21 protein-coding genes and 3 pseudogenes are annotated in these 22,490 nt (G+C 69.9%); 6 read left to right on the top strand and 18 right to left on the bottom strand.

All coding sequences use genetic code 11. The features are described from left to right. Window positions 1–17: 17 nt before the first annotated feature. The 7 genes and pseudogenes from NE234_RS42700 to NE234_RS42675 form a co-directional block, all read right to left on the bottom strand. Window positions 18–482, bottom strand: coding sequence for a copper chaperone PCu(A)C (locus NE234_RS42700; protein WP_252786885.1), 465 nt, complete (start codon window positions 480–482; stop codon window positions 18–20). Continuing rightward, entirely contained in the window at window positions 479–2,668 is a 2,190-nt protein-coding gene (locus NE234_RS42695; RefSeq protein WP_308207004.1) for a heavy metal translocating P-type ATPase, read from the bottom strand. The genes NE234_RS42700 and NE234_RS42695 overlap by 4 nt, the downstream gene beginning before the upstream one ends. Next, window positions 2,665–2,880, bottom strand: a complete 216-nt coding sequence (locus NE234_RS42690; protein ID WP_252786884.1) for a hypothetical protein — start codon at window positions 2,878–2,880, stop codon at window positions 2,665–2,667. Before NE234_RS42690 ends, NE234_RS42695 begins: the two co-directional genes overlap by 4 nt. 446 nt (window positions 2,881–3,326) lie before the next feature. Next, window positions 3,327–4,019: a YcnI family copper-binding membrane protein gene (locus NE234_RS42685; RefSeq protein WP_252786883.1), complete on the bottom strand. Its 693-nt coding sequence runs from the start codon at window positions 4,017–4,019 to the stop codon at window positions 3,327–3,329. A gap of 136 nt (window positions 4,020–4,155) precedes the next feature. Further along, on the bottom strand, window positions 4,156–4,791 hold the full coding sequence (locus NE234_RS42680; RefSeq protein WP_252786882.1) for a hypothetical protein: 636 nt from the start codon (window positions 4,789–4,791) through the stop codon (window positions 4,156–4,158). 173 nt (window positions 4,792–4,964) lie between these two features. Further along, window positions 4,965–5,072, bottom strand: a pseudogene (locus tag NE234_RS46205) (hypothetical protein); the annotation flags it as partial. A gap of 198 nt (window positions 5,073–5,270) precedes the next feature. Continuing rightward, a complete protein-coding gene (locus tag NE234_RS42675; protein ID WP_252786881.1) occupies window positions 5,271–6,491 on the bottom strand; it encodes an MFS transporter in 1,221 nt (406 codons plus the stop codon). Between the two features lie 47 nt (window positions 6,492–6,538). Between NE234_RS42675 and NE234_RS42670 the strand changes: the two genes are divergently transcribed. Further along, a complete protein-coding gene (locus NE234_RS42670) occupies window positions 6,539–6,871 on the top strand; it encodes an ArsR/SmtB family transcription factor (protein ID WP_252786880.1) in 333 nt (110 codons plus the stop codon). Window positions 6,872–7,118: 247 nt separating this feature from the next. Here NE234_RS42670 and NE234_RS42665 read toward each other — a convergent pair whose 3' ends face one another. Then, the gene (locus tag NE234_RS42665; RefSeq protein WP_252786879.1) at window positions 7,119–7,448 is read right to left on the bottom strand and encodes a hypothetical protein; all 330 of its coding nucleotides are present in this window, start codon (window positions 7,446–7,448) and stop codon (window positions 7,119–7,121) included. 438 nt (window positions 7,449–7,886) lie between these two features. On the opposite strand from NE234_RS42665, the gene NE234_RS42660 reads away from it, so the two are divergent. Beyond that, complete coding sequence (locus tag NE234_RS42660) at window positions 7,887–10,253, top strand: tetratricopeptide repeat protein (protein WP_252786878.1); 2,367 nt, start codon at window positions 7,887–7,889, stop codon at window positions 10,251–10,253. An 858-nt stretch (window positions 10,254–11,111) separates the two neighbouring features. Here the strand turns inward: NE234_RS42660 and NE234_RS42655 are convergent. After that, window positions 11,112–11,606 (bottom strand): MFS transporter, encoded by a 495-nt coding sequence (locus NE234_RS42655; protein WP_252786877.1) that lies wholly within the window; start codon window positions 11,604–11,606, stop codon window positions 11,112–11,114. A gap of 126 nt (window positions 11,607–11,732) precedes the next feature. On the opposite strand from NE234_RS42655, the gene NE234_RS42650 reads away from it, so the two are divergent. Next, on the top strand, window positions 11,733–12,725 hold the full coding sequence (locus NE234_RS42650; protein ID WP_252786876.1) for an IS481 family transposase: 993 nt from the start codon (window positions 11,733–11,735) through the stop codon (window positions 12,723–12,725). Between the two features lie 405 nt (window positions 12,726–13,130). Here the strand turns inward: NE234_RS42650 and NE234_RS46200 are convergent. Beyond that, window positions 13,131–13,670 (bottom strand): annotated as a pseudogene (locus tag NE234_RS46200) (MFS transporter); the annotation flags it as partial. A 65-nt stretch (window positions 13,671–13,735) separates the two neighbouring features. Between NE234_RS46200 and NE234_RS42640 the strand changes: the two are divergent. After that, window positions 13,736–14,221: a winged helix-turn-helix transcriptional regulator gene (locus NE234_RS42640; protein ID WP_252786875.1), complete on the top strand. Its 486-nt coding sequence runs from the start codon at window positions 13,736–13,738 to the stop codon at window positions 14,219–14,221. A 295-nt stretch (window positions 14,222–14,516) separates the two neighbouring features. Further along, window positions 14,517–14,763, top strand: a pseudogene (locus NE234_RS42635) (integrase core domain-containing protein); the annotation flags it as partial. 191 nt (window positions 14,764–14,954) lie between these two features. Here NE234_RS42635 and NE234_RS42630 read toward each other — a convergent pair. The 4 genes from NE234_RS42630 to NE234_RS42615 form a co-directional block, all read right to left on the bottom strand. Next, window positions 14,955–15,725: a dioxygenase family protein gene (locus tag NE234_RS42630; protein WP_252786874.1), complete on the bottom strand. Its 771-nt coding sequence runs from the start codon at window positions 15,723–15,725 to the stop codon at window positions 14,955–14,957. Window positions 15,726–15,889: 164 nt separating this feature from the next. Continuing rightward, window positions 15,890–16,765 (bottom strand): dioxygenase family protein, encoded by an 876-nt coding sequence (locus tag NE234_RS42625; protein ID WP_252786873.1) that lies wholly within the window; start codon window positions 16,763–16,765, stop codon window positions 15,890–15,892. Between the two features lie 97 nt (window positions 16,766–16,862). Next, complete coding sequence (locus NE234_RS42620) at window positions 16,863–17,852, bottom strand: amidohydrolase family protein (protein ID WP_252786872.1); 990 nt, start codon at window positions 17,850–17,852, stop codon at window positions 16,863–16,865. Between the two features lies 1 nt (window position 17,853). After that, window positions 17,854–18,417 (bottom strand): NADPH-dependent FMN reductase, encoded by a 564-nt coding sequence (locus NE234_RS42615; RefSeq protein ID WP_252786871.1) that lies wholly within the window; start codon window positions 18,415–18,417, stop codon window positions 17,854–17,856. Between the two features lie 106 nt (window positions 18,418–18,523). Between NE234_RS42615 and NE234_RS42610 the strand changes: the two genes are divergently transcribed. Then, window positions 18,524–19,075, top strand: coding sequence for a MarR family winged helix-turn-helix transcriptional regulator (locus NE234_RS42610; RefSeq protein WP_252786870.1), 552 nt, complete (start codon window positions 18,524–18,526; stop codon window positions 19,073–19,075). Here NE234_RS42610 and NE234_RS42605 read toward each other — a convergent pair. The 4 genes from NE234_RS42605 to NE234_RS42590 all read right to left on the bottom strand — a co-directional run bounded on the left by NE234_RS42605 (window position 19,001) and on the right by NE234_RS42590 (window position 22,484). Then, the gene (locus NE234_RS42605; protein WP_252786869.1) at window positions 19,001–19,411 is read right to left on the bottom strand and encodes an NAD(P)-binding domain-containing protein; all 411 of its coding nucleotides are present in this window, start codon (window positions 19,409–19,411) and stop codon (window positions 19,001–19,003) included. The two genes, NE234_RS42610 and NE234_RS42605, sit on opposite strands and share 75 nt — an antisense overlap. Window positions 19,412–19,622: 211 nt before the next feature. Further along, the gene (locus tag NE234_RS42600) at window positions 19,623–20,186 is read right to left on the bottom strand and encodes a dihydrofolate reductase family protein (RefSeq protein WP_252786868.1); all 564 of its coding nucleotides are present in this window, start codon (window positions 20,184–20,186) and stop codon (window positions 19,623–19,625) included. 556 nt (window positions 20,187–20,742) lie between these two features. After that, entirely contained in the window at window positions 20,743–21,684 is a 942-nt protein-coding gene (locus NE234_RS42595; protein ID WP_252786867.1) for a 1-phosphofructokinase family hexose kinase, read from the bottom strand. Beyond that, window positions 21,681–22,484 carry a DeoR/GlpR family DNA-binding transcription regulator gene (locus NE234_RS42590; RefSeq protein WP_252786866.1) on the bottom strand — a complete coding sequence of 268 codons (804 nt, stop codon included), beginning with the start codon at window positions 22,482–22,484 and terminating at the stop codon, window positions 21,681–21,683. Before NE234_RS42590 ends, NE234_RS42595 begins: the two co-directional genes overlap by 4 nt. Window positions 22,485–22,490: the final 6 nt, after the last annotated feature.

Genomic DNA, 22,490 nt, shown 5'->3' with positions numbered 1-22,490 from the left:
TCGATGGGTCTTGAGCGTCAGGGGGCGGCAGATGCGGCGCCGGGAGGGACGACGACGGCGGTGACGCGCACCGTGCCGCCGTACCGGAAGACCAACGTGAACGGCACTTCGCGGCCGACGGGCAGTGGTCCGCGCGGCTGGATCATGACGTTGGTGGTGTAGGGCGTCATGCGCACGTCCGTATGGGCGGGGACGACCACTCCGTCGAGCATGGTCATCCGCCCGACCCCGGCCGCGTACGAGTGACGGGCGAGCATCGCCGATGAGGAGTCCGGTGTGCTGACGCCCAGCAGTTCGTCGGCCTGGTCGCCGGTATCGGTGATGGTGAAGTAGGCCCCGGTCCGTTCGGCGGTGGGCGCCATCACCCATGCTCCGAGGACGCGCACCCGCGCGGGGCTCCCGGCCAGGCCGGTCAGGGTCCAGGCCGCCAGCAGCGCCAGCGTCACCGCGCTCGCCAGGACTGTCGCCCGTACGGTGCTCATGCCCTCCTCCCGCGCAGCAGACGCAGGCTGTTGCCGGCGACCAGCAGGGAGCTGAGTGACATGGCGGCCGCGGCGAGCATCGGGTTGAGCCGCCCGAGTGCGGCCGGGGGGATGGTGATGAGGTTGTAGGCGAACGCCCACGCCAGGTTGACCTTGATCGTCGTGCTCGCGCGGCGGGCGATGGTGATGGCGTCGGCGATCGCACCGACGTCGGAGCGCATGAGCGTGACGTCGGCGGCGCCGATGGCGGCGTCGGTCCCGTCGGCGACCGCGATGCCGAGGTCCGCGCCGGCGAGCGCGACGGTGTCGTTGACGCCGTCGCCGACCGCGGCGACGACCCGGCCTCGCGCGCGCAGGTCGGTGACGAGGCGGGCCTTGCCGGCCGGGTCGAGTTCGGCGTGCCGGTCGTCGATGCCCAGCCGGTCGGCGACGGCACGCGCGGGTGCGAGGCGGTCCCCGGTGGCCAGCACCGTACGGAGTCCCATCCGATGCAGCCGGGCGATGACCTTCCCCGCGCCGTCGCGCAGATCGTCCCCGACCGTGAACACGGCGACCGGCCGGTCCTCGGCCCGGAGGAGGATGCTGGTGTGGCCGTCGTGATCGGCGCGGTCGATCGCGGCTCGCAGCGGAGCGGGCAGCGGCTCGCCGTCCCAGCGGGCCACGCCGATCGACCGGCCATCGACCACTCCGCGTACGCCATGGCCTGCGGTGGCGCTGAATCCGTCCGCCGCGGGCAGTGGTCCGCCTGAGCGTGCCGCCTGTGCGATGGCGCGGCCGATCGGATGCTCGGACAGAGCTTCCACGGCTCCCGCGAGGCGCAGCGCTTCGTCGGCGTCCATGCCGCGCGCGGTGGTGGTCGCCAGCAGCGTCATCCGGCCGGTCGTGAGCGTGCCGGTCTTGTCGAGCACGACCGTGTCGATCCGGCCGAGGCGTTCCAGGGCGTCCGGGCCGCTGATCAGAACGCCGTGGCGGGCGCCCGCTCCGGTGGCGGCCAGCAGCGCCAGCGGGGTGGCGAGCCCCAGGGCGCAGGGGCAGGCGACCACGAGCACGGCGATGCTCGTGCTGATCGCCGCGCCGGGGTCGGCCCCGGCGCCGAGCCAGAACCCGAGTGCGGTGATCGCGATCGCCAGCACCATCGGCACGAAGACACCGGCGATCTGGTCGGCGCGGCGTTGTGCCCGTGCCTTGCCGAGCTGGGCGTCGCCGACCAGCGCGGTGATCTTCGCGAGCCGGGTGTCGGCGCCGACGGCGGTGGCGCGGACCACGAGCGCGCCGCCGACGTTGATGGTCCCGCCGGTCACCGGGTCTCCGGGACCGCACTCGGCCGGGACCGCCTCGCCGGTCAGCAGGCGGGTGTCCAGGGCGGAGGCTCCCTCGACGATGACGCCGTCCGTGGCGACGGTCTGTCCGGGCCGGACGAGGAACCGCCGGCCGGGCCGCAGTTCCCCGACCGGGACGCGACCGCCGTCCGGCAGGTGCGCCTCCGTGGGGGCGAGCGCGTTCAGGGTCGCCAGCGCGGATCCGGTACGCCGCCGGGCGCGGGCTTCGAGGTAGCGGCCGATCGAGACGAACAGCGTGACGCCGGTGGCGGCCTCGAGGTACAGGTGTGCGCTCGCGCCCTCCGCGGTGGCCGTCCAGGCGAACGGCATCCGCATCCTGGGCGTGCCCGCGCCGCCGAGGAACAGCGCGTACACCGACCAGGCGAACGAGGCGACCACGCCGATGCCGACCAGGGTGTCCATCGTCGCCGTGGCGTGCCGCAGGCCGGCCACCGCGCGCCGGTGGAACGGCCATGCTCCCCAGGTGGCCGTGGGGGCGGCCAGTGCCAGGCACAGCCACTGCCAGTTGCGGAACTGCAGCGCCGGGGTCATCGACAGGACGAGGACGGGGACCGTGAGCACGGTCAGCACGATGACGCGGTCGCGTGCGCGCCGGCCGGTCTGGTCCTCCTCGGGGGTCTGTTCCGGGGTGTGGTGTACCAGACGTCCGCGGTACCCGGCCCGTTCCACCGCGCCGATCAGGTCTTCGGTGGTGACCGAGGCCGGGTGGGTGACGCGGGCCTGGCCGGTGGCCAGGTTCACGGCGGCGCTCACCCCGTCGATCCGGCCCAGCCGCTTCTCCACGCGGGACACGCACGCACCGCAGGTCATCCCCTCGATGGCCAGGTCGGTGGTCTGGGCGCTCACCGGTGCCCTCCCCGCATGGGCATGCCACCCGTGTCGCGCCCACCGGCCGGCACGGTGCCGGGCGCGGTGCGGTGCATGCCGGGGGCGACCGGCCCGGCCAGCCGTCCGGCGGCGAACGCGACCGCGAACAGCGCGGCCAAGAACGCGGCGAAACACAGGACCAGCGGAGATGGCAGCGCCGTCACCGGCTGCTTCGTCGAGGAAGGGGACATCACTTCACGTCCTTGCATGTCTGTTTCAGGTTTCACGAGTTCATGGCGAGGGGCATGGAGGCCAGGGCAACGCCGGCGGCCACGTGACAGGCGGTGTCCGTCCGGCCGTCACGCCCGGCCGGCAGCGACCGGATGTCCAGGCCGCCTCGCCGATGCAGGAGACGGCGAGGAGGAGGTCAAGGTGGCGTGCGCCGACGCGGGCGTCGCCGCCACCATCGCGGCGCCCATCACCGCGCCGAGCCCGACCGCCCGGCGCGCCGCTCGGGGGTCCTGACCCATCCGCCGTCCTCCCCGAGCAGTGTCGGCAGGTCGGCCGCGAACTCCTTAGCGGAGACCCCGGCGGTTGCCGCCGCAGGCGGCGAGCAGGAACGGTGGCAGGCAGGCGAACGCGAGCATGCGGGAACGCCGCCCGGCGGACCTGACCGCCGGGCGGAGGTGAGCGACCCTCATGCGCCGGTCGACCTGCCGGTTCGGCGGAGTGCGACGATCGCGACGCCGAGGGCGAGGAGTCCGGCGACCAGGCCGGCGGCGCCCAGGGCGGTTCCCGCGCCGTCTTCGGTCTTCTTCACGATCGGCTTCGCCTGCGGCGCGGCGGCCTTGGCCAGGGTGAGCGACGGCGCGGGATGCTCCGGCTCGGCGCCACCGCCGGGCAGGTCGATCCAGCGCACGATACTGGTCTTGCCGCTGTGGTCGGTGTAGGTCTGCAGGGCCTTGAAGTACAGCTTGGGAGTGTCGGTGGGCAGCGGGCCGAGCGAGATCCAGAACTGCTGGAACTGCCCGGGCCGGATGCTGCCGCCGGACCAGGTGACCGCGGTGACCGCGTCGGTGAGCTCACCGCCCTCGATCTTGATCGGCTCGGGCAGCCGGCTCTTGGTGACCTCGGCCGTCCAGCCGGGCACCGGCTGTACCGACACCGACGCGATCGGGTGGTCGGTGGGCAGGTACAGCTGCACCTTGGTGGTGTCGGCGTCGGTCTCCTCGTTGGGGACGCGGACGTTGAAGGCGCCGTACCCGCCCGGCTCGGCGGTGTTCGGGTTGATGGTGACGTGCGCGGACGCGGGAAGCGCCAGCGCGACGACGGCGGCCGTGACGGCACCGGCTCCGGTCAGCAGGCGCTTGGCGGCATGCGGGAAGGACATGGGTTCCTCGGGAAAAGTACGTGCGTACAGGGGGACGGTGACCACGACCCGTTCCCGAGGCAGGGCGCAACGCCGGACCGCGCGCAGGCGGAAACCCGGTCGGAGGCGCTGTGTGAGCGCGGGGAAGAGCCGTGAATCACAGGGCGGCGCGAAGAACCGCGCCGATGCCCCGAGGAGGACCACGCCGCACCAGAACGTGCCGCAGCACGGCCACGGCCGGGGGCGTCTGATCCACACCCCGCCGGCGCCGTACACCGCCGGGCCGCCGCGACGCCAGGAGATTGGCGTGCGCCAGCAGGAGAAGGACGCGCAGAGCGGGACGGAGCACCGCCTCGGCGAGGACGTCGAGCACCCGCCAGGCGGCCCGCTCCCCCGCGTACAGCCACAGCGCGACCAGCGCCCCGGCGAGCGTGTGCGCCGCGGCCATGCCCAGGCCGGACGCGCCGGCACCGTGATTCATCGGCACGGCCATGCCAGAGCCCACCGCGGCGTGCACGCCGCCGTGCATGGTCATGGCCGGGTGCGCGAGCGCCGAGCCCGGGTCGGCGGGAGTGGCCCAGGCGAACCATTCGTGCAGGCACGCCTGGACGACCTCGACCGCCAGCAGGATCCACCATGCGGACCGGCGCCGGTCGGCCAGGCAGTAGCCGACCGCGGTCACCCCCGCGACAGCGGCTCCGCCCGCCCACAACGGTGCCGGACGGGAGGCCATCAGATCATGGCCGGCCAGGGACAGCACGACGCACACCCCGGCGAAAACCGCGGCGCGCATCAAGCGGAACCAGCCAGGCGGACGCATGACCTCACCCAACAACTACGACGTGTAGTACACGGAGACTACACCGCGCGCCCTCTCCCCCGCCCTGAGGTCGCGGTGGGGCTCAACCATCGTCGGCGGCCGTCCCGGTGGCCCGGCGTCGTCGGCGCAGCGAGAAGGCGTTCCGCTCAGGAGTCGTAGGCGTTCTTCAGACGCGACCTGGACGCCTCCAGATGGTCGCGCATGGCGCGAGCCGCCGCCTCCGGGTCCTTGGCACGGACAGCGGCGAGCACCGCCTGGCGCTCGCGTACTCGACCTCACCACCGCAAGGAAATGCGCGGGTTCGACGCCGACCACGGAAGATCTTTGTTTTGTCGAGGTGTCCGTAGACCGTCGAGCGCGGCACACCGAACGGGTCGGCGATCGGCTGGGCGGTTCTCTCTCGCGCGTCGTAGAGCTACTGGGCGAGCGTGGCCTTCCGGATATCTGCCCCGTCAGCGGGCGGCGGGTCTGCTGTGGGGCGCGTGGTCCTGCCCTTCCGGCTCTTTCGTGAGGGTGAGGCTGGGGGTGTGCTGGATGGTCACGATTGTGGCGATGGCGATGATGCCGGCGACAGTGGGAACGGCGACGGGCCCGGAGAGCCCGAGGGTGAGTCCGCCGACAGCGCCGGCGGTTGCGACGCCGAGGAACTGGGTGGAGAACTGCAGGCCCAGGGCCAGCGAGCGCTGGTCGGGGGCGAGGGTGGCCAGCCGGGTCTGCTGGCTGATGCCACCGGACCACCATGCCGCACCGAAGATCAGAACGATCGGGTACGCGATGACGGTGTCGGCCGTGGTGTGCGCGTGCACGCCGGTCAGCAGGGCGAGGAGCGAGATCATGATGGTGACGACGAGCAGGACGGCTCGCAGCACCGCGCCCAGCGGGAAGCGGGCGAGCACGCGCCCGATCATCCGGCCGCCGATGAGTCCGCCCGCTCCGAAGACCACCATCAAGATGGCCACACCGGTGCTGCCCGCCCCGATCGCGGTGCCCATGACCGGGGACAGATACGTGTAGACGGTGTAGGAGGCAAGAAACAGGCCGAAGGTGGTGGCGAGCGCCGACTGGATCGGCCGGTGTCCCAGCAGTGCGAGCCGGCCGCCGGCCGGCGTCGGGGCCGCCGGTACCTCGGGCAGGAAAGCCCCGACCATGAGCGCACTGAGGATCGCCAGGCCGGTGACGAACAGGAAAGACCCTCGCCAGCCGAAGGCGGACCCGATCAGGGTCCCGATGGGCGCGCCCGCCGTCAGCGCCAACGCGTTACCGGTGGCGGTGACCGAGAGCGCCCGGGGCAGCAGTTCGGGCGGGGTCAGCGCGGCGGCCGCCGCGGCGGCCGGGGCCAGGAACAGGGCCGCGCCGCCGGCGGCCAGTATCCGTGCGGTGATCAACACGGCGATGTCGGGCGAGAGTGCGGCGAGCAGGTTCGCGGCCGCGAAGAACACGGCGGCGCCGATCAGCACCCGCTTCGGCGGGACTTCATGGAAAAGCCTGATCAGCGGCGGTCCGCCGAGCGCGTACGCCAGGGCGAAGACGGTCACCATTTGGCCGCACACCGCGACCGAGGTGTGCGTGTCGTGGGCGACGGCGGGCAGGACGCCCGCGATCACGTAGCCCTCCGTTCCGACGGTGAAGGTACCGAGAGCAAGGAGATAGATCCGTGGGTTCAGCTCGGACACGAGTTCAACGGTACAACGATCTTTGAACCTTTGGATATCTTTGAGCCATGCGTGATGTCTTCCACGCCGATCCGGCGGATGTGACCCTGGCGGCCGCGATGCACGGGCTCAGCGATCCGTTCCGCCTACGGATCGTGGCCCTGCTGGCCCGCAACGGGGAGACCGAGTGCTCGGAGATCCGCCGCGAACTGGGCATCAGCAAGTCCAACACCTCCCATCACTTCCGGATCCTGCGGGAATGCGGGCTGCTGTTCCGCAGTCACCATGGGCAGCAACAAAGCGCCAGACTCCGCATGGATGAGTTCGAGGCCCGTTTCCCCGGCCTGCTCGGCGCCGTCCTCGACAACATCGAATCCGACCAGCAAGAAGCCGGCGCCTGACCCTGAGCCGTAACTCAGCCGAGCCCCGGTATTTGATGAGAGCGGTCGCGACCTTGTGCGAGGGCAACGCGCCGTGCGTTCGGCACGGATGTTCCCCTAGGTCGCCGTTCGCAGAACCGTCTCTCACAACCTCGGCGTTCTGAGAGACGGTTCTGAGACGGGCGGTGACCTGGGTGAACGCTCTACTTTGCGACTGTTTCACGGACCCGAGCGGCGGCCCTTCTTCGCGGCCGACCGCCCCGAGCCGTCAGTCGGCGGCTGCGTTGCAGGCCAGCGTTACGACATAGTCCGATACGTTGGTTCCTTCGAGTCCGGCCCAGCACAGCTCCCAGGAATACCAGGTACCTCCAGCTCCGTTTTCGCAGGCCTGGGCTCGGGCGGTCGTTATCGGGTAGCCGCTGGTGACGAGGATGTATTGGCACTGGCCCGACGACGCCGGTTTCACGGGCGTGGTCGCGGTCTTCCCGGTCACTGCGGCGGATGCGGCCGGCGCCATCGCCAAGCCTCCAGCGACGAGGGTGACCGCAGTCAGTGCAGTGGCAGCGCCGAGGCGGCGGCCGGAGAACGGTTGCCTCATTTGGTACTCCTTTTCCTTGAGGGATGTGCCATTGGCACGGACGATCTCCATCGACAGTCGGCCAGTGGCGTGAGCCATCGCGCGATGTAGCGGATGGTCCTTGCCTGGTAGCCAGTTGCCGACAGTTATCGTGTGCTCCTTCTTTGTGTGTGCCGATGGCGGGTTTGGAGTTCTCGCAGTGGTTCGGTCACCGTTACCGGACCGGCCGGAACGGTCACCCGGACCACACCTGGTACCGAGGGGGCGACGCGTGACCGGTCTCGGCCACCTAGTCCGGTCGTATGACCCGCCCTCGCAGCACAATCACTCTGCGGGAGGAAGCCCGGCGAAGTCTCGCTTCCCACACGAATCCACACATCCCACACACACTCATTTACCGTGTTGTTCAGGGGTGTACGGCTTTCGGGGGCGGGTGTTGTGGTGCGACACGAGGGTGTGATGCCGGATCCGGATAAAGCCGCGGATCTGGCGGAATTCATCGGCTTGCTGGGTGAGCTGCGCGTGTGGGCAGGGATGCCGTCCTATCGGACGCTGGCCCGACAGGCCGGGCCTTTCATGAAGCCTCCGCGGGTCGTGTCGCCATTCACGGTCGTGGACGCCTTCAAAACCGGCCGGCGTCGCCTGGATCTAGACCTGGTGGTCGCGATCGTCCGGGCGCTGGGAGTGGACGAGGACGGTGTGGCTCGCTGGCGGGAGGCGTGCGTCAAGGTCCACGGACTGGCGAAGACAGGCGGTCCGGTCGGTGTGTTCGGTCAGCTTCCCGCGGAGCTCGCGACCTTCACCGGCCGTGATGACGAGCTGACACGGCTCATCGAAACGGCTACACGCCGACACGGCAGCGGGAATGCTCGAACAGTCGTCATCTCCGCGATCGAGGGCATGGCGGGGGTGGGCAAGACCCAGCTCGCCGTCCGCGTCGCCCACGAGTTGGTCCGCGCCGGCCACTTCACCGACGTCCAACTACACGTTAACCTGCGCGGCTTCGACCCTGATGTCCCGGCCGCCGACCCCGCCGCGGTACTGGAGGCGTTCTTGCGGCAGCTCGGTGTGCCCGCACAGCAGATCCCCGTGAGCCGGGAGGAGCGGGCGGCGATGTACCGCGACCGGCTGCGCGAACGCGGTGCGCTGATCCTGCTCGACAACGCCGCCGACGAGCACCAGGTCCGTGACCTCATCCCCGCCGGCCCGACCTGCCTGGTGCTGATCACCAGCCGCCGTAGCCTTGCCGGCCTTGACGGCGTGACCCCGCACCTGATCGGCACGTTCACCGACGCCGAATCACTCGACCTGCTGAAGCGGATCGCCGGACGGGACCGCGTCACCGCCGAACCCGACGCGGCCACCCGGATCGTGGAGTACTGCGACCGTCTCCCGCTGGCCTTGGCACTGACTGCCGCGCGGCTCCGCTCCCGGCCCGCGTGGAGCCTTGCCGAGCACGCCGACCGGATGCAGGCCGGGCGGCTGGAGGCGATCCGCGCCGGCGGCCGCGCGATACGCCCCGTCTTCGAACTCTCCTACCGGGACCTCGCCGGGCCGCTCCGGCGCGTCTTCCGCCTCCTCGGCCACCACCCCGGTCCCGACTTCACCCCGGCCATCCTCGCCGCGCTCGCCGACATCCCCGCCCACGAGGCCGAGGTCGCCCTCGAGCAGCTCCAGGACGAGAACCTGATCCGCCAGAACACGCCCGGCCGCTACGAACTCCACGACCTGCTGCGGGCTTATGCCGCCGAACTCGCCGACGCCGACCCGGAGCCGGACCCCACCGCACCGGTGGCCCGGCTGGCGACCTGGGCCGTGGCCACCGGCTATGCCGCCGCCCTCGCCATCGGCGCCCCGTCCCTGTCCGGTTTACCGCCCGAACAGGCCGCAAGGCCCAGGCGTTTCGCCGGCTACGACGAAGGCCTGACGTGGTTCGAGAACGAACGGCAGAACCTCGCCACCATCCAGAACTCTGCTGCCCGAGCCGGACTTCACCGCCGCGTGTGGCAACTCGCCTCGGTCCAGAAGGAGTTCTGTATCGTCCGCAATCAGTTCGACGACTTACTCGCCGCACAGCAACTCGCTGTCGTGGCCGCGCGGGCCGCCGGCGACCAGGCCGTCGAGGCCCTGATGCTGTCCGGACTTGGCAGCGCCTACTGGAGGATGGACCGCCTCGACGAGGCAGAAGACAGCTGCCTGAGGGCGCTCGAGATCTACCGCACTGTCGTCGACCCTTCTGGCGAGGGCTCAGCCCTGATCGACTACGGCACGGTCCAATGCCAACGGGGCAATCATGAGCACAGCGTCGCCCTCTTCACCCAGGCCCTTGGCCTGCTCCACGGCGAAGACACGCATCGGGCCCGCGCAACGGCGCTGTTGAACCGGGGGGTGCTGCAACAACGCTTGGGACGCCTGACTCAAGCCTTCGCCGATACTCATCAGGCCCTCGCGATCTACCGGCAGCTGGGCTACCGCCGCGGCGAAGTGCTGGCCATCGGCAATCTCGCCTGGTTCCACCTTGTCGGCACAGACCTCGACAGCGCATTCGATCTCTACCGCGAACAACAACACCTCGCCCTCCTCCTCTCTGACCCCTTCCTCCAGGCCGACGCACTCTTCGGCACCGGCGAGACCCACGCCACCGCCGGCCACTTCGACCGCGCCCGTCACGCCTGGCAGCAAGCACTTAACCTCTTCGAGAAAATCGGTCACCCCAGGGCGTCCGTTGCGCAGCAGCGGCTCGACAGCACCGAGAATGAGTGGCCGATCCCCTGGACACCGACAGACTGGGCTGCCCCTCAGCCGACGGGTCGTGGCGAACCCTGAAGGGTGCAGCTCTTCGGCAGGGGCTGGGTTGATCAGGCGATGACGCGTGTCTCGCGCCCAGGATCCGGATCCGACGACCGCCGTGTCCGATCTACCGGCGGCTGCGCACGCTCGCCCGGCGCCGGCCGGAGGCGACCTGGGCAATCGAGGGAGCCGCCGGCCTGGGGGCTCCGCTCACGGCTCGCCTGGCAGCGATCGGATCACGGTCGTCGACGTGTCGGCCACGCTCCCCGCCGAGTGCGGCTGCTGTCGGCCGGTCATGACCGCGAGCCCGACGAAGCCGGCACCTTGTCGGTCGGTGTCGCCGCCCACGCCGCCACGCGTCCGCACGCCCCGCAGGTCGAGGAGGCCATCACCGCACTGCACGCACGTGGGCGTTCGCGATGCCCTGGTGAGGCCCCCGTTGATGGCCGACGCGATCGACCTGCGGCTGCTGGGGGTACGGGCGCGGCAGGAGGGAGCCTGGTCGTGAATGTTCGGGATGCCGGACGCAGGGCCGTCGGTGAGGACCCGGTTGCCTCCGATGCCGGCGTCGACGACGCTCAGCCTCTGCGGACCTGATTACCCATCGACGCAGTGCCGCGCAAGAGGGCAGAAGGCGAATCCGCCACCCGATGATGTAGCCCCTCTTACTCAGGCAGTAGGCGATCAACTGGTACGGCGTACGCCGGCTCCGCAGTTCCTCGGGGCGAACGCGCAGCTCCGCGCCGCAAACTCCAGGGGTCAGCGTGCCGCGTTCAGCACGGTCGCCGTGCGTCTGAACGGCGGGCGGTGAGAGTCGGTGTACGAACTCGGCGCCACTGCCTTGGTGTAACGAGAGCGCCGTCTTCGCCGCTGATCCACTGCTCGCGGGACGGTTCAGCGCGCATCAGTCAGCGGTCGTGTGGAGCCGGCGTCACCCCGTGCGCCGGCGGGCGCCCGGTTGCCGCCGTTGTCGCGGCTAAGCCTGACGCCGACGGCCGCACTCAGCACGCTCAGTCCGGCCGCGATGCCCCAGGCAACCCGGAAATCGACCCGCGAGTCGGGAACGACGTGCGAACCGACCACTGCCACCAGAACCGCGACGCCGACCGTCGCCGATATCTGCCGTACGGAGTTGACGAGAGCGGAGCCGGTGGCCGCACGGTCGGCCGGAAGCGCGTGCACACCGGCGGCGATGAGGGTTCCCACCGCCAGGCCGACGCCCAGGCCACCGAGCACCTGACTCGGTAGAAGGTCACCGACATAGTCGGGCGAGACGGACACGAAGCCAGCGCGCCACACCATGCCGGCGGCGAACAACAAGCCGCCGACCAGCACCAGCGGGCCGTGCCCGAAGCGGCGCGCGACGCGGGTGGTCAGCACGGTGACCACCGGCACTAGGTGTACTGACCACGGACGTTGGTAACGGCGACACGGCTGGATGATCTTGAAATAGGGAGGACCTCCTGGCGAGGTGTGTGTCACCACAACATGCACATCTCGTCCTGGAGGTCCTTGATGGTCCACGCTAACGCCAAACTCACGCCCCGGGGCCGGTTGGAGCTGGCGCGTTGCGTCGTGGAGGACAAGTGGCCGCTGGCACGGGCGGCCGAGCGGTTCCAGGTCTCGGCCACGACGGCCAAGCGGTGGGCGGACCGGTACCGGCAGCAGGGCGCCGCCGGGATGACCGACCGCTCCAGCCGTCCGCACCACAACCCGTCCCGGACCCCGCGCAAAACCGAGCAGCGGATCATCAAACTCCGCCTGACCCACCGGCTGGGACCGGCCCGGATCGCCGGCCGGCTGGGCCTGAACCCCAGCACGGTGCACCGGGTCCTGACCCGCTACCACTGCCCGCGCCTGACCTGCCTGGACCGAGGAACCGGCCGCCGGATCCGCCGCTACGAACACGACCGGCCCGGGGACCTGATCCACATCGACGTCAAGAAACTGGGCAACATCCCCGACGGCGGCGGCTGGCGCGTCACCGGCCGCGGCCCCGGCAAACGCAACCGGGCCACCACCCCCGGCGCCACCCGCGACCGGCACGGCGGAGCACACCTGGGCTATGGCTACCTGCACACCGCCCTCGATGACCACTCCCGCCTGGCCTATACCGAGATCTTGGACGACGAACGCAAAGAGACCGCCGTCGCGTTCTTCCAACGCGCTCACGCCTACTTCACCGGCTGCGGGATCACCGTGCGGCGGATCCTGACCGACAACGGCGGCTGCTACAAATCCTTCGCCTGGCGCGACGCCCTCACCGCCGCCGGCATCACCCACAAGCGCACCCGCCCCTACCGGCCCCAGACCAACGGCAAGGTCGAACGCTTCCACCGCACCCTGGCCGACGAATGGGCCTACGCCCGCCCCTACACCTCAGAAGCCGAACGCCGCGCCGCCCTTGCACCCTGGCTGCACATGTACAACCATCACCGCAGCCACACCGCACTCGGAGGCCTTCCACCCGCCAGCCGCGTCACCAACCTCACGGGTCAGTACAACTAGAGCCGGGCCCGGCGCCAGCGCGAGGCCCGTACGCACCGCGCTCCAGCGCCAGACGTCCTGGCACCACAACACGTTGGACAGCAACATGATCGCGAAGGCCGCACCGAAGACGAACGATCCGAAGCTCGCCACGCCGAAGCGCGGAAGCCGCAGGAGGTGCAGTTCGAAGAGCGGATGGCTGTGCCGCAGGGACCGCGCGACGAAGAGAGCCGCCGCGAGCAGGGCCAGAACCAGCAACGACACTGTTCCACCGGTGGTCCATCCCCAGTCGGGACCTTCCACCAGCGCCCCGGAGAGCGCGGCGATGGACGCCGTGATCAGAACCGCGCCGACGAGATCGGGAAGCCGCCCGGTCTCCCGGGCGCCGGCGGCCGGGAGCGCTGCGCGGCCCCCCACGAGCGCGGCGATCCCGATCGGTAGGTTGATCACGAAGACCCACCGCCAGTCGACCTGCACGAGGAGGCCACCGGCCACCGGTCCGGCAGCGGCGGCCAGCCCGCCGGTCGCCGCCCATCCGCGTGTAGCGCGTGTACGTCCCTCGGCCGGCACCGTGGCCAGCAGCAGGGCCAGTGAGGTCGGCAGCTGAGCGGCGGCACCCATGGCCTGCACCACCCGAGCGACTACGAGAACCGTCAGGTTCGGGGCAAGGGCGCACCCCAGAGAGGCAAGGGTGAAGACGGTCACACCGGTCAGGAAGACGGGGCGCTGGCCTATCCGGTCGCCAACGCGCCCGGCGACGACGAGGAGTGCCGCGAGGGTGATCGCGTAGCCGTTGAGGACCCAGGACAGCGACGCGAGGCTCGCTGCGCGTGCCGGACCGGAGAAGCTCGCGCCCATGGCGGGAAGCGCCACATTCACGATCCACAGGTCGAGGTTGGTCATGAAAACGGCCAGGAGGACCACGAGGGAGCCCAGTCGGGAACGCTTTGGAAATCCAAGCGACATGTCCATGGCGGTAGTCAACCAAGAATCAATTTGATAATCAAACCCCTGGGGGCAGTATGGGTGGTGTGACTACGCGAATCGATCCCCGGGACCTCCCCGGACGCCCCTGCTCCCTTGCCGCCGCCCTCAAGATCGTGGGCGATCGCTGGGCTCTCCCGGCGATCCGTGAGGTCATGCTCGGAAATCATCGGTTCCGTCAGATCGCCAAGAACACCGGCGCGCCGACGGACCGTCTGGCCGCCCGGCTCAAGGCACTCGTCGAAAACGGCGTCCTCGAACGGCGCCCACTCCCGGACGACGGCCAGCGTCAGGGCTACTACCTGACACGAGCCGGGCGTGAACTGGCGGATGTCACCAGCGCGCTCATGAGCTGGGGTGACCGCTGGGCTGTGACCTCCCCGCCCGTCCGCATGCGGCACAAGGACCATGACCTGGTGGTCCACACCGTCTGTGGAGTCTGCGGCGACACGGTGCGGAACACGGACGTGCAGCGCGAGGACATCACGCCCGGATGGACCGCGGCAGGCTTCGAGGAGCCTGCGCGAAGCTGACGCCTCTCGTCGTGCGACACCGGCCGGCGCCGGGCCGACCGCGCGAACGCGGGCGGACGCAAGGCCGGCGGTCAGCGCCCGGCCGCATGCCGACGCGTTCCTCTCCACGGCTCACCGGCCCAGGGTGTGCCGCACCGCAGGGATCAAGCGAAAGCACTACCTGACCGGCAGTCCTGTGCACCAGGTGACCGTAGATCCGGTAGGTCACCTCGATGCTCTTCTGGTCAAACGCGACTTCACCGCAGCGGGCCCGAACCGGTTGTGGGTTGCGGTCTGGCGGCGCGACACGACGTTGGAGGGATTGGTGCATCACTCGGATCGTGGCAGCCAGTACACCTCAATCCGCTACACCCAGCGGCTCGCCGCCGGCGCTGTGCGCTCGGTCGGGTTCCACTGGTGACTCATACGACAACGCCCTGGCCGAAATCACCATCGGCCTGTACAAGACCGAACTCCTCCACCGGCGCGGCCCATGGCGCACCGCCGATGATGTCGAACCGGCCACGCTTGAGTACGTGGACTGGTTCAACCACCGGCGCCTGTTCTTGATCCGCGGGTTCGCGGTTCAAGTCCCTGGCGGCACACCGGCAAGGAGCTGGGCGCTCTCGGTAGCACCGAGAGCGCCCAGTTTCCGTTTCAGGGCGGTTTGGCGGCGGTGGTCGCTCCGGGTGGTCGACATCGCCGAGTTGCTCGATGAGATTCGAGTACAACGACGTGTGGCCGCCGGCTCGGATCAGGCGACTTGGAAGGACCGCTTGGACAGTCCGAACCGGTAGCCCTCGATCGTCGTCCGTACGGGCACTTCGGCGTCGGTCGCGACCCCGAGGGTGACGAACATCGGCGTGTAATGCTCGACGGTGGGATGCGCGTAGTGCACTGCGGGGGCGAGGCTGCGGTAGCCGGCCAAGGTGTCGACGTCACCACGGGCGAGGGCGTCGGCCGCCCAGGCGTCGAAGTCGGCGGACCAGGGCGGCACGATGTTGTGCACGAACTGGTCCCGGGTGAGGAAGGGAACCCCGTGCGTCATGTAACCCGACCCGATCACGAGCACGCCTTCCTCGCGCAGGGGCCGCAGCCGACGGCCGATGTTCATCAGCCGGGCGGGGGCGTGGGTGGGCAAGGACATCTGTAGGACTGGTACGTCGCCGTAGGGGTACATGGTCTTCAGCGGGACCCACGCGCCGTGGTCCAGGCCGCGGACGGCGTGTTGGTGGACCGGTTCATTGTCCGGCATTGAGGCCATGACGCGGGCGGCCAGTGCGCCGGCGTCCGGCGTTTCATAGGTCATCCGGAAGTACCGCTGGGCGAAGCCCCCGAAGTCGTAGACCAACGGGGTGCGCGGACCCGACGCCGACAGGCCGAGCGGCGCCGATTCCCAGTGCGCGCTGACGATCAGGATCGCTGTCGGCTTGGGTAGCGCCTGGGACCAGGCGAACAACTCGCTCATCCACAACGCGTCCTCGAACAGCGCTGGAGAGCCATGGCTGAGGTAGAGCGCGGGCATTGGGCCATCGGCCGGCGTCCAGCGACGCTGACCGCGACTGGCGGGAGCCTGCTCTTTCATGAACCGGTCGTAGACGGCCGCGGGATCGGAAGCAGCATTCATACGTGCCTTCTTCATCGCAGGTCCTCGTCTCTCTCCGTGTGCGTGTGCCGACTCTGAACCGTTCACCGCGCAGTGAGCGCGGTGCCTTCGGCAGTGGGGCGCAGGACGAAGTCGTAGGTGAGGGTGCGGTAGGGCCGGTCGAGGCCGCGAGCAAGATGGTCGTCGTGACGGGTGGTCGCCTTGACCGCATCGGCGGGGACGGGGCCTTCGACGGTGCTGTCGACCAGTGGGTCGCCGTCAAAGTAGATCTGGGTGGTCAGTGGCAGGCACCCGTCCGCGGAGATGATGGAGTGGATGTGCAGCGGGCGCAGGCCTTCGAGCTGCAACGCCTGGGTCAGCGCGGCCAGCGGGCTGTCCACGGCCAGGCCGAAGGTTTCGGTGCCGGGCATCACCGTGCGGAACTCGTAGCGGCCGGCGGCGTCGGCGATGATCCTGGCGCGGAGATTGTCGGCGGGGATGCCGGTGGAGTCGTTGGGGATGTGCAGCGGCTCGAAGTCGCTGCTGTCTATGCCGGAATAGACGTTGTCGGCGTCGATCTGCCAGATCTCGAGGGCCGCTCCGGGCAACGGGTCGCCTGTGGTGGTGCGCACAGTCCCGGACACGATGAGGGGTTCGCCGGGTTCGTCGGAGCGCATGGGCAGCACAGCGGGGCTGTGCAGGACAGGAGCGCCGGGGCGGTGGGCGGGGCCCTCCATCTCCCAGTGGCTCGCGCCGTCCTTCTCCGGATGGGCGTAAGTCGCGCCCGCGGTTGCTTTCAGGACGGTCTTGTAGAAGAAGATGCTCGCGGACGGCAGTTCGCCGGCGTCGGCGACCTGCTGCAGCCATTCGATGGCGGCGAGCAGTTCCTCGAGGGTTACCTGGTGCTTCAGAATGACGTCGTCTATGGCGCGGCGCAGATCGGCGAACACGACCTGCAGCCGGGTTTGGGCCTGGCTCATGTGCCTTGGCTCCTTTTCGGTGCGAAGAGAGCGCGGCTTGGACGGGCGCGGTGACGCGTCAGGGCATGAAGTCGACGTGCCCTTTCGGCGCGATCGGTCAGCGTCGGATACCGGCGACGAGCTCTTCCCAGTTCCGGTAGGCGATGCGCTCGCGGTCGGCCTCGCCGATCGGCGCCGTGTCCAGGAAGCGCTTCGCGGATCCGGCATGCTCTCTGTTGAACGGGTAGTCGGAGGCGTACATGATCCGCTCGATCCCCACCGTCTCCAGGCTCCACCGCAGATACTTGTGGCTGGAGATGCCGCCCGGGGTGATGAAGATGTTCGAGCGGAAATACTCCGCGATCGGGCGCCGCAGGTCGGTGAGCTTGTCCATGGCCGCGATGCGGTCCAGATAGAACAGCACGACTTCGCCCCAGTGCCCCAGGATGACCTGCAGTTCGGGGAACCGGTCGAAGACGCCGGCGATGATCATCCGGAGCACGGTCAGCCCGGCATCGTAGTGCCAGCCGAACGCACCGGTGGCCAGCATGCTGTCCACCGGTGCGCCGAAGCCGCGGTAGTAGGCCTCGGTGACGGCCGGGAACGGAACGCTCGGGTGCAGGTAGACGGGCGCGCGCAGGTCCTCGGCAGCCTCGTAGACGTCCCAGAATTCAGGCGCGTCCAGGGCCCGGCCACCGGAGTTGGCGTTGACGAGCGTGCCGTTGAGCCCCAGCTCGGTGACCGCGCGCCGCAGTTCGGCGGCTGCGGCCGATGGAGCGGAGGTGGCGAGCGCCGCGAACCCCTGGAAGCGCCCGGGGTGGCGGCGCACGGCGGCGGCGATCGCGTCGTTCGTGGGTCCTTGCAGGGCGACCGCCTCCGCCGTGTCGAGGTTCTGCAGCCCCGGTGTCGTGAGGGACAGCACCGACACGTCGATCCCGGCGTCGTCCATCGCGGCGATGCGTCCGCCGTCGAGATCCAGCAGCGCCGGCGTGATGTCACTGGCGACGGCCCACTTCATCATCGGTTCGGCGAGCTGGGGGTCGCGCCGCTTCCACGCCGCGACCACGTCGGCGGTGACGAAGTGCTCTTCGAGGCCGGAGAGCTTCATCTCAGCTGCGAACCGACTTGAGCGCGCCGGCCCAGGACTCGAGCTGGTCGAACAGGACGGAAGCAGAGTTGTCGTGCATCGGGGAAGGCTTGAACACCGAGAAGTTCTCGAAGTCGGTGAGCAACGAGAAGGAGAGCTGCTGGCGCACGTGGGCCAGTTGCAGCTCGCTCGAGATCGCCCGCAGGTGCTCGATCGCCCGCGTACCGCCGAGCGAGCCGTACGACACGAAGGCGGCGGCCTTGTTGTTCCACTCCGTGTAGAGGTAGTCGATGGCGTTCTTCAGCACCCCAGAGGTCGAGTGGTTGTACTCCGGGGTGACGAAGACGTACCCGTCGAACTCCTTGATCTTGGCGGACCAGGCCTTCGTGTGCTCGCCGGCGTACACGCCCCGGCTCGCAGGCACGGCCTCGTCCAGATGCGGCAGCGGGTAGTCGAGCAGGTCGATCAGCTCGTAGTCGGCGTTGGCGCGCTCCTTGGCCTTGGTCAGCACCCAGTTCGCCACCGCTTCGCCGTTACGGCCGGGGCGGGTGCTGCCGAGGATGATGGCTATCTTCACGTTGCTCATGGACGGTCCTTCCGATCCGAGCGGGGCTTTCACTTGAATGTTCAAGTGACAGCGTAGAGCAACCTCACTTGAATCTTCAAGTGAGGTTGCTCGGTAGACTGCGCACGTGTCTGTCCAAGAGGAGTCCAAGGTTTCCGAGCCACGCTGGCTCACCACCGATCAGCTGGCGGCGTGGCGCGGGTTCATGAGGCTCCTCCAGCGACTGCCGGCGGCGCTGGAGTCGCAGCTCCAGCAGGACTCGAAGCTCAGCTTCTTCGAGTACCACGTGCTGGCACACCTGTCCGATCAGCCCGAGCGCCGCATGAGAATGAGCGAGCTCGCGCTCCTGGCCAACACGGAGCTGTCCCGCCTGTCCCACATGATGGGACGGCTCGAGAAACGCGGATTCGTGCGCCGCGAGCCCGACCCGCACAACGGGCGGTACACGCAAGCGATCCTGACCGAAGCCGGCTACGCCCACCTGGCGGACGCTGCACCCGGACACGTGGCCCGGGTGCTGGACCTGTTCGTCGACGTCCTGACCCCGGACGACCTGCGGACGCTGCAACGGATCTCCGACAAGGTGCTCGCCCGCATCGAGTACTCACAGGGGCGAACGACGAGCGACCGCCCGGCGGATCCGGCCCCGGAGGATGCGGCTCGGTTCGGAGGACGGTGACGGCAAGGGGTGCCGGCCGCCCGATGACGATGCGGTGAGCAAGATCATCTTCCATCGTGGCCGCGGTGGACGATCGGGCGTGTTGGCGGTGAGTTCCGGCCTTTGCCCGTATGGGGTCCCCCACACCGGCGTGCCCGTCGCCTGCCGCCGGCTATCGGCCAGCCGTCCCGCGTCCACCACGCCGTACCCGATGGATTCGATGAATTCGGTCACCGCCGCCTTCGCCGGCGCGGAGTCCCCGGCGATCGGCAGGTAAGAGCGGTCGGTCGCCCCGGCCGGGCGGGCGAGTGCCAGCAGGTGCTTGAAGAAGATGTTGTTGAACGCCTTCACGAGCATGGCGTCCGGGAGGTAGCGCAGCAGCAGCTCGCTGGAGGTGATCGACTTGCCCTCGAGCTCGGGGATGTGTCCGTCACGCTCGCCGCCGCCGGCACAGCGTGAGCTATGGGCGTAGCGACCGGAACAACCTCGACGGCCTCACCGTCGCCGCTGCGGCCGCCGCTGGTGGGATTGGGTGGCCTGAAGCACGGGCCGATCCGAGGTTGGGTACTCAGCGCCTGGTCTCGTACCTGGTCAGGATCACGCCGTCGGGGAACGTCCGGGTCTCCATCAGGGTCAGGTTCACCCAGTTGTCCAGGGCCGTAAAGAACGGCGTGCCGCTGCCCACCAAGACCGGTGCGGTGACCAGCACGTACTCGTCGATCAGCCCGGCCCGCATCGCCACCCCGGCGAGTGTGGCGCCGCCGATGTCAATGGGGCCGCCATCCTCGCCCTTGAGCCGGGTGATCTCGGTGACCGCGTCGCCGGTGACCAGGCGGGTGTTCCAGCCGACCGTGCTGGTCGTCGAGGAGAACACCACCTTCGGCATGTCCCGCCAGCGGCGGGCGAACTCGATCTCCGCCGGCGTGGCGCCAGGCCGCTGGTCGGCGATCGGCCAGTGGGAGCTCATCGTCTCCGACAGCTTGCGCCCGTACAGCGCCAGGCCCGTCGCCCCCACCCGGTCGGACCACCACTGGAACAGCTCGTCGCTCGGCACGCTCCAGCCGAGGTCGTCGCCGGGCGCGGCGATGTAGCCGTCCAGGCTCAGGTTCATACCAAAGGTCAGTCTCCGCATGGCGTCAGCCTCCTGTGAATCTGTACTCGGCGTACAGACCAGCACGGCGCGGAAAAATCACCGGTCAGGCCACGCCGAGGGCCAGGGACGCCGCGGGGCCACCGGTTCGCCCTCGCCACCAGCCCGAAAAGCCCCTGGTCAACCGGCATCGAACATAGACCCCGAGCCCTCGATGTCGCGGCCGGTCCCGCGGCCTGCGAATCGCCGGCCGCCGGGCGGGACGGCCGTGTCGTCCACCCGCCCGTGGCGGCGACGGTCACGATGGCGATGCCGAGAGCGGTCACGACCCGGCCACGGCCTCCTCGCTTCCGTATGCCCGGTCCTTTCGCTCTGGGCCACCGGAATGCCGGACTCGTACGCCCGGCGCGCCGCCTCGACCATGTCGCGGGCCACGCCGAGGGGGCAAGCCGCACGCCGCCGGCGATGCCGGCCGGCGGAGGTGATCGGTCACCCCGCGGGTCGGGGGAGCCCGGGCGACGTCACCCGCGGGAACAGGAGGAGTGGCTTTCACACGACCAGCGCCACCGGCGTGCCGATGGCGACGCGCGAACGGCCCCTACGAGTGGCGCAGGCGGCGGCCGACGTCGATGCGGTCGTGCAGGATGACCTCGGCGGTGGTGCCGGTGCCGTCCGCGCGCAGCACGGTGCCCGGCTGCCGTACGGCAGCGGCCGACCAGCCGAGCGCCGAGCGCAGCGCCTCCGGCCCGTGCCCGCCCGCGGCGAGGAACCCGGCGAGCAGGGCGTCGCCCGCGCCGACGGTGCTGCGGGTCTCCGCGACGTACGCTTCGCCGTGCACGGCGTCGCCGCCCTCGACAAGCACCGCACCGTCCGGGCCGAGGCTGGCCAGGACGGACTTCGCGCCCCGGTCCTGCAGGACGCGGGCCGCCGTGAGGGCGTCGCCCAGGGTCTCGACCGGGCGGCCGGCGGCCTCGGCGAGCTCGGCCGCGTTCGGCTTGATCAGGTCGGGTCCGGCCGCCAGTACGGCCGTCAGCGATGGCCCGGAGCTGTCCACGGCGATGCGCGCGGAGGTGCCGCGCGCGGCGGCCACCATGTCGGCGTAGAAGCCCGCGGGCGTGCCGACCGGTAGGCTGCCGCAGCCGACGATCCACTCGGCCCGCTCACCGATCACGGCGACCGCATCGATGAGGGCCTTGAGCTCGGCCTCCGACAGCTCCGGACCGGGCTCGTTCACCTTGGTGACCGTGCCGTCGGGTTCCAGGACGCTGACGTTGCTGCGAATCTCGCCGTCGATCGGGACGGGGACGTAGTCCAGGCCCGCCGCGCGCAGCATCGCCTCCAGGCGCGCGCCCTCGGCGCCGCCGATGGGGATGACGGCCTGGGTGGCGTAGCCGTGGCCGCGCAGGGCGAGAGACACGTTGACGCCCTTGCCGCTGGGCTCGCTCCAACTGCTCGTGGCCCGCAGAACGTCCCCGTGGGTCATCCGTTCCACGGTGAGAGTCCGGTCCACGCTCGGATTCGGCGTGACGGTCACGATCATGCCCGTATCACTTTCACTCCCCCGTCCTCGAGCCTGCGGACGTCGGCGTCCGGCATGCCGGTGTCGGTGATCAGAAGGTCGATCTCGGCCAGATCCCCGTACTTGAACAGGCTGATCCGGCCGAGCTTGCTGTGGTCGGTGAGCAGGACGCGTCGGCGGGCGGCCTTGAGCATGAGCCGCTTCACGGTCGCCTCCGACTCGTCCGGTGTGCGCAGGCCGTCCTCCACGGTGAAGCCGTTGGTGCCGAGGAAGGCCACGTCCACGCGGATCTCCGAGAGGGCGCGGACGGCCCAGTTATCGACCTCGGCGAACGTGCGGCTGCGGATCCGGCCCCCCAGGGTGTGCACGGTCAGCCGGGGCCGCGTCGTCAGGGTTATCGCGATGGTCAGGGTGTTGGTGAACACCGCGAGGTCGCGGTCGGCGGGCATGACCTCGGCGAGGCAGGCCGTGGTGGACCCGGCGTCGATCAGCACGGACCCCTCCGCGGGCACCTCGGCGAGGGCGGCCCGGCCGATCCGGCGCTTTTCGTCGGTGTACTCGGTGCGCGCCCCGACGGCCGGCTCGAACGACAGGTCCTCCACGGCGACCGCGCCGCCGTGCACACGGTGCAGCAGGCCCTGCCGTTCGAGCTCGGTGAGGTCCTTGCGGATCGTCTCGGTCGACACGTCGAGGCGGTCGGCCATGTCCGTGACGTCGATGCGTCCCGTGTCGCGCAGCGTCCGCAGCAGGAGCTGGCGGCGCTGCGCGGCGTACGGAGGGCGTCCGGCCCGTCGGGCGGAGTCACCAGTCGGTGCCACCACGGTCCC

This window comes from Actinoallomurus rhizosphaericola (assembly GCF_024055675.1).
Taxonomy (GTDB): Bacteria; Actinomycetota; Actinomycetes; order Streptosporangiales; family Streptosporangiaceae; genus Actinoallomurus; species Actinoallomurus soli.
This window is presented reverse-complemented; position numbering and strand designations above follow the sequence as displayed.